The sequence below is a fragment of the Acidisphaera sp. L21 genome (genome assembly GCF_009765685.1).
Classification (GTDB): Bacteria; Pseudomonadota; Alphaproteobacteria; order Acetobacterales; family Acetobacteraceae; genus LMUY01.
The window spans coordinates 37,274-43,619 of sequence record NZ_LMUY01000003.1; the positions used below are offsets into that span (position 1 = coordinate 37,274).

Sequence of the window (6,346 nt, forward strand, 5' to 3'; positions counted from 1 at the left end):
TGCGAAAATACCGCGGCCACCGCTTCGGCCCGCCCTACGGCATCCCGCCGGGCTTCCCCGGCAGCGCTCGCCGCCTGGTCGGCCTCGATCGCCTCTGCCAACGATGCCGCAACCGGCAACATCCCTTCGGGCACGCTCACGGCCGCGGCCTCCGCAACCGCCGTTTCAGCCTCGGCCACCCGCCCGATCATGCGCGCAACGACCATTCCGATCTGCACCAATTCGCCCAAAGCCTCGCGAAACGGGGCAGGCCCTTGTGTCGGCTGGGTGGGATCGAGGGCGGAGATCTGCATGGGTGCAGCAAGGACCACACGGCCCGCCCGGGTTGCAAGCACCCAGTGATCGCCGGAGATTAGCGCAGAGCCCATCTCTGATCGTTGTCAAAACGACCACGGCGGCGCGATAACACTCAGCAGCATCGGTGTCCGCCGCCGCTGATCTATGCGCCGGCCTCGCCGATTGCCAGGGCAGAAACGGGTCGGGAGACGCTCTCGACCCGGTGTTTCCGGGAGGGACAAGATGAAGGCGCATATTGTCGGGGGCGGATTCGGCGGCTTGGCAGCGGCGGCGTTACTCATCCGGAACGCCGGCATGTCCGGTCCGGACATCACGATCTACGAGGCAGACGAGACGCTTGGCGGCGGATTCTTTTTAACCGGCGATGCAAACAGTGGCTACAACCTGCCCGGTTCGATCTTCGATAAGGAGTTCCGCTGCGCGTTGGATCTGCTGGGAAAGATCCCCACGCAAGCGAACCCCGATATCGATGTCGCCGAGCAATTCCTCACGTTCAATCGAGAACACCCGTTTGACGACCGAACGCATATCCTCGATCACAACCTTCGACGCGTCCATGACCAGCGGTATGGGCTGACCCTTGGCGACGGCCTCCGTCTGGCGAAACTTTCGCTCACCCGCGAAGCGTCATTGGACGGTCAGCTCATCGAAGACTGGTTTTCCCCAAAATTCTTCGGAACGGAATTTTGGTTGCTCTGGTCGACGCAGATGGGCTCCCTGCCGCAACACACCATCATCGAGTTCCGGCGATACCTGAACCGCTTCGTCTATTTGTTTCCCGATCTATCGACCATGGCCAATGTCCTGCGGTCGCAATTCAACCAGCACGAAGCCTTCGTCCAACCGCTGGTCGCTTGGCTTGACACGGCGCAGGTGAACGTCGTGAAGGACGTCTTCGTCAGCGATATCGAGTTCACTGGATCCGATGGCGACATGACCGTCAGTCGCCTTGAATGCGTTCGCGGAGGGGCTTCGGTGTCGGTCGACATCGCCTCGGACGATATCGTGTTCGTGACCACCGGGTCGCAAGCCGCCGATCTCTCGGCCGGAACGATGGCTACGCCACCAGGCCCGCCGCTCAACCCCGGGCGGTCATGGGCGCTGTGGAAGAAACTGGCCGCGAAGCACGCAGGCTTCGGCAATCCGGACGCATTCTTTGGCGACGACCGGATCGCCGATTCGCGATGGGTGACGTTCACCGTCACGACGACCGGCTCCGAATTCCTCGATGAGTTGACTGGATTGACCCATAGCGGCGCTGGAAGCGGCGGCCTGCTGACCTTGAAAGATTCGAACTGGGTGATCTCGTTATCGATCTTCGAGCAGCCCGAAGTTCTCAACCAGCCACCAGGTACATCCATCTGGTGGGGCTATGGGCTCTTTCCGGAAAAACCCGGCAATTTCCATCCGAAGCCCATGCATCGATGCACAGGCGAGGAGATATTGCGCGAAGTGCTGCAACATCTCGGGCTCAAGCAAGGGGAGCCGAAAACCGAGAAGATCGTCGCGACGTCGATCTGCATCCCCTGCAACATGCCGTACGTCAACAACATCTGGCTGCGCCGTCAGCGTGGCGACAGGCCGCCTGTGGTTCCGGATGGCGTCACCAATCTCGGCCTGCTCGGTCAGTACGTCGAGCTTGAACGCGATATTGCGTTCACCTTCGAATACTCCACACGCACGGCCTGGGAAGCGGTTTATCGTCTGCTCAAGCGCGGTCCTGCCCCTCCAAATGTCTATCAGGGCCAGTTCGACCTGGCGGCCGTGTGGGCGGCGGCGAAGGTGTTTCTGGGTTTGACGCCGGTCTAGAACGATAGGTGCGGACTGCCCGCAAACCACGAAACCTCGCCGTCCCGACATCGATCGGAGACAACCTCTTGAACAGTCATCTATAGTCGCCATGCGCCGATCGGGCCACCCGAGAAAATCTTCCGGTCTCGGGCCGCCGAGACAACCCGAAGGAAACACGATGAAGAATGGCTACATGAAGCTTGGCCTCATGCCGGAGGGTGCGGGCCGGACCGGGTCGGACTGGTTGAACCCGGGAATGCCATCCTACCCCGGCACCAACTTCGAAAAGCACAAGCAACAGGCGCTCATCGCCGAGGAATTCAAGGCGGATTTCTTCTTCGTCGCCGATACGCTGTGGGCCGACGAGGGCTCGCCGCCGCATCGGCTCGACCGGTTCGAGGCGACGACGCTTCTGGCCGCCCTCGCCGCTGTCACCACGAACATCGGTCTCGTCGGCACCATGTCCACCACCTTCTGCGAGCCGTTCAACATCGCCCGGCAAATCCTGTCCTTGGATCATCTCAGCAACGGCCGTGCCGGCTGGAACCTCGTCACCACCGACCCCAAGGGCTCGTCCGACAATTACGGTCGTTTCCACGGCATCTCTCACCGGGAACGCTACGAGATCGGGGCGGAGGCCTACCACGTCGTCACCGGCTTATGGGACAGCTTCGAGGACGATGCGCTGCCGCAAGACAAGGAAAGCGGCGTTTTCCTCCTCCCGGACAAGCTCCACACGCTAGACCACAAGGGCAAGTATTTCGAATCGAAGGGGCCTCTCAACCTGCATCGCTCGCCGCAAGGCCGGCCGATCATATTCACCGCCACGGCCTCCGACGAAGGCTTGGCCTTCGCCGCGCGCTATGCCGATTGCGTCTTCACCACCGCCTACGCCATGGAGGTGAACCAGGCTTCCTACCGCAAGCTGAAGGCGAAGGCGCTGGAGTACGGCCGGGATCCAAACTCGGTTTCCCTCCTCCCCTCCTGCGCCCCGCTTATCGCGCCAACGCGCGAGGCTGCTCAGGCAATCCAGGCCGGCCGCCGCCAGACCATCGGGCTGCAGGGTGCCATCAATTACCTCAGCGGTTCGTTCCACGGCTTCGATCTGCGGAAATATGGCCTGGACGACCCCTTCCCGCTGAGCGTCATCGAGAGCCTCGCCGAAGGCTTCAAGGGCAACATGATGCAGATGCTCCGCGTGGCCCGTGACGAGGCGCTCACGGTCCGGCAGTTCGTCATGCGTTTCGGATTCCCCAAAGACCACTTCGTCGGTACGGCCGAGGACGTCGCCGACGAAATGCAGCAATGGATCGACCAGCAGGCGTGCGACGGCTTCATGCTCATCGAATCGCAGCCGGGCCAGTTGCGCATGTTCGCCGATTTCGTCGCGCCGCTCCTCCGGGAGCGTGGGCTCCTGCGCCGCGAATACCCGGGCACGACACTACGGGAAACTTTGGGGTTGCCCCGGCCCGAAAATCAATTCGTCGCCGCACGTTCCCGCTGCAAACCCGTCGAACACGATCAGGCGACATCTCCGGCGGCGTGATCGTTGCTCCCACCCGGCATCGGCGCACCCGGGATGGAAGCCGTGCCGCATGTGTGCCAAAAGGCGGCCAAATTCGGGGGCAGACCGATGCCGAAACGCTGGTTCCACCATCGCCTACGAATGGCCGGGCTCGTGGGGTTTGCCGCCCTGGCGCTACTGGCGACCGCCCGGCTGGCCGTATACGCAGCCGACCCGAACGCCCTATGGAAGATCGTGCACGACCGCTGCGTGCCCGGCGCCGCGACCGGCAACCCCGGCCCCTGCGTCGTCGTGGGACCGAACGACGCCGTCCTGAAGGACATCGTCGGCGCCACCCAGTTCCTGCTGATCCCCACCGCGCGCATCACCGGCATCGAAAGCCCGGCCCTGCTCGACCCGGCGACGCCGAACTATTTCGCCGACGCCTGGCGCGCCCATGGTGACGTAGACTCCCGAGTGGGACATCCCATGCCGCGCGACACCATCACCCTGGTCATCAACCCACCCAGCGCCCGCTCGCAGGAGCAACTCCACATCCACATCGACTGCATCCGACCGGACATCCGCGACACCCTGAAGACGCAGACCATCGGCGACACCTGGACGATGCTGCCGACCCCCCTGGCCGGCCAGCGCTACAGCGCGATCCGTCTCTCCGGTGATGAACTCACCGCAAACCCGTTCCGCCTCGTCGCCGGCACGCTGCCGGGCGCGCGCGACGCGATGGACCGTTACACGCTGATCGTGGTCGGCGCCGAGCCCGGCTTCATCCTCCTCGCCGGCCGGGTCGGTCCGGATGGCCAGGGCCATGGCGAGGATGTTCAGGACCATGCCTGCGCCCTCGGCGCCCAGCCCATCGCCGGTTAGCCCTTCGGCAGCAGCGCCGTCACGATCTCGGTCCATTCCTGGTCCAGCGACGCCGTCGACACGGGGCGGCCGGCGCGCCGATACCAGTAGCCAGCATTGCTCTGGTCGCCCTCGACACGGTGCAGATGGGCGTGCACCCAATCGCAGCCCGGATCGCCCTCGCGCTGCTGGGCGCATTCATGGGCGCGCTCCCATTCGCCCTTCGCAACCCACCACAGCGACTGCAGCGCCAGACCGGACTCCGGCGGCGCCGCGTTGGCCAGGCTGAGGCGGTACTCGTCAGGTGACATGGCCACTCCCAATACAAAGAGCGCTAGGCTGCGACCCGCCCAATCGCGACGGCCGAGAACGGCGCGTCCTGCTCCAGCACAAGCGTTTCATCCCGCGCCAGTTCCAGACCGCCGAGAAAGGTGCTGGCAAGCGCCGCACGGCACCGAAGGTCCCGGTCGGGTGATTCCGCCGGAACCGGCGGCAGGAAATCCTGCAAGCCCGCCCGCGCCTCGCCCAGCCCCGGCAGGACCTGGCGAAACCGGTCGATCGCGTTCGACACGCTCCAGAACGGGGCGCCGGGCACGCGGTAGCGCGCGCTCGCGTCCGGCGGCAGGCGGATTGCCGCCAGGCAAGCCCGCAGCAGCGCCGTCACGTCCCCGCTGCGCCCGGCCACCTTCACCGGCCCCGTCTCCCCCGCGCGACCCGGCGCGAACACGTCCCGCCCCAGTTGCGGCCGCTGTTCCAGCCAATCCACCACGGTGGCGATCTCCGCACGGCCAACCAACAGGGCGCGCAACGCCTCGGCCGCCTCCTGTGCCGACTGCGCCTCGGCCACATCGGCGGGCACCAGCAGGCGCGACCGCAACAGCGCCAGATCGGCTGCCATGACCAGCCAGTCGCCCCACCGTCCCAGCGCCGCCGACCCCAGCCCAGGCTGCGACAGCGCCAGTTCCAGCGCCTGCGCGAACTCGTCGATCAACGCCGCGATGGACAGGCGCAGCAGGTCGACCTGCCGGGTGCGCACCATTTCCAGCAGCCAGTCCAGCGGACCCTCGAACCCCTCGACCGACAGGACCGGCGCGGCGCCCCGCCCGGGCTGACCACGCGCCGCGTCGCCCCACTCTGCCGCACCGTCTTCGGCAATCTTCGCCATCGTCATGCCACCTGATAGGTCGGGCGCAGATCGAATGTCACGGCCGGCCAGGCCTCCCGGATCCGCGCCATGGCGCGCCAGGGCGTCCAATCGGCCGACCAGAACGTCAGGTGATACCCGGCCTCCCCGTCTGGCGACACGGCCCGGCGTCGCGCATCGCTCAGTTCTTCGGCGACGTGCCGCAGCCCTTCGGTGGTGCCCCAGTGCTGCCACAGCCATTCCAACGCGTCGGGATGATCCGGACCCAGCCGCAGGATCTGCGGTGGCACCGGCACCAGCGAATGCAAATCCAACGGGCAGACCGGGCTGCGCCCCACGCGTGAGACGGCCAGGCCGTGCCGCTGCTCCACTGCGTCGCGCAACTGGCTGGACAGCATGCGCGCCCCCGCCAGGCTCAGCCCTCGTGCGCCGGGCGCCACCAGGCGATGGAACCAGTCTTCCTCCAACTGGTCCATGTCGAGGTGCCAGGGGATCGTGCCCGCCCCGGCCGCAGCCATGCGGAACGCAGTGACGGCATCCTCCGCGCCGGTGATGGCGAGTTGGTGGTGCAGCCAATCCGTATGCGCCAGGCGCAGGGGTGCGGCGGCGCCGCTATCCTGCGTGCCACGCCCGCGCGCCTGCGCTGCCGGGGCGGGCGCGGTTGTCGCCGCATCGGCATCGTCCACCGGGCGCGGCGCCGGCCGTGTCGCGGCCTTCGCTGTCAGGAACGCGTCCAGATCTGC

At 65.9% G+C, this 6,346-nt stretch carries 6 protein-coding genes and 1 pseudogene; 3 read left to right on the plus strand and 4 right to left on the minus strand.

Features of this window, described 5'->3' with window-relative positions; genetic code table 11:
- Nucleotides 1-368 (minus strand): hypothetical protein (locus tag GSQ76_RS00585; RefSeq protein WP_158741974.1); only part of this gene is annotated, 368 nt, incomplete at its 3' end.
- Between the two features lie 151 nt (nt 369-519).
- Between GSQ76_RS00585 and GSQ76_RS00590 the strand changes: the two genes are divergently transcribed.
- From GSQ76_RS00590 to GSQ76_RS00600, 3 genes are all read left to right on the plus strand, one after another.
- Complete coding sequence (locus GSQ76_RS00590) at nt 520-2,106, plus strand: oleate hydratase (RefSeq protein ID WP_158741975.1); 1,587 nt, start codon at nt 520-522, stop codon at nt 2,104-2,106.
- A 160-nt stretch (nt 2,107-2,266) separates the two neighbouring features.
- Nucleotides 2,267-3,634, plus strand: coding sequence for an NtaA/DmoA family FMN-dependent monooxygenase (locus GSQ76_RS00595; protein WP_158741976.1), 1,368 nt, complete (start codon nt 2,267-2,269; stop codon nt 3,632-3,634).
- Between the two features lie 87 nt (nt 3,635-3,721).
- Nucleotides 3,722-4,480 (plus strand): CDP-diacylglycerol diphosphatase, encoded by a 759-nt coding sequence (locus tag GSQ76_RS00600; RefSeq protein ID WP_216850833.1) that lies wholly within the window; start codon nt 3,722-3,724, stop codon nt 4,478-4,480.
- Here the strand turns inward: GSQ76_RS00600 and GSQ76_RS00605 are convergent.
- From GSQ76_RS00605 to GSQ76_RS00615, 3 genes and pseudogenes are all read right to left on the minus strand, one after another.
- On the minus strand, nt 4,477-4,770 hold the full coding sequence (locus GSQ76_RS00605) for a hypothetical protein (RefSeq protein ID WP_158741977.1): 294 nt from the start codon (nt 4,768-4,770) through the stop codon (nt 4,477-4,479). The two genes, GSQ76_RS00600 and GSQ76_RS00605, sit on opposite strands and share 4 nt — an antisense overlap.
- 23 nt (nt 4,771-4,793) lie before the next feature.
- On the minus strand, nt 4,794-5,624 hold the full coding sequence (locus tag GSQ76_RS00610; protein WP_158741978.1) for a ScpA family protein: 831 nt from the start codon (nt 5,622-5,624) through the stop codon (nt 4,794-4,796).
- A gap of 2 nt (nt 5,625-5,626) precedes the next feature.
- Nucleotides 5,627-6,346: pseudogene (locus tag GSQ76_RS00615) on the minus strand (hypothetical protein); the annotation flags it as partial.

Excerpts from the sequence above, each read along its gene's own strand:
- GSQ76_RS00590 (WP_158741975.1), top strand. The coding sequence starts at position 520 with ATGAAGGCGCATATTGTCGGGGGCGGATTCGGCGGCTTGGCAGCGGCG.
- GSQ76_RS00595 (WP_158741976.1), top strand. The coding sequence starts at position 2,267 with ATGAAGAATGGCTACATGAAGCTTGGCCTCATGCCGGAGGGTGCGGGC.
- GSQ76_RS00600 (WP_216850833.1), top strand. The coding sequence starts at position 3,722 with ATGCCGAAACGCTGGTTCCACCATCGCCTACGAATGGCCGGGCTCGTG.
- GSQ76_RS00605 (WP_158741977.1), bottom strand. The coding sequence starts at position 4,770 with ATGTCACCTGACGAGTACCGCCTCAGCCTGGCCAACGCGGCGCCGCCG.
- GSQ76_RS00610 (WP_158741978.1), bottom strand. The coding sequence starts at position 5,624 with ATGGCGAAGATTGCCGAAGACGGTGCGGCAGAGTGGGGCGACGCGGCG.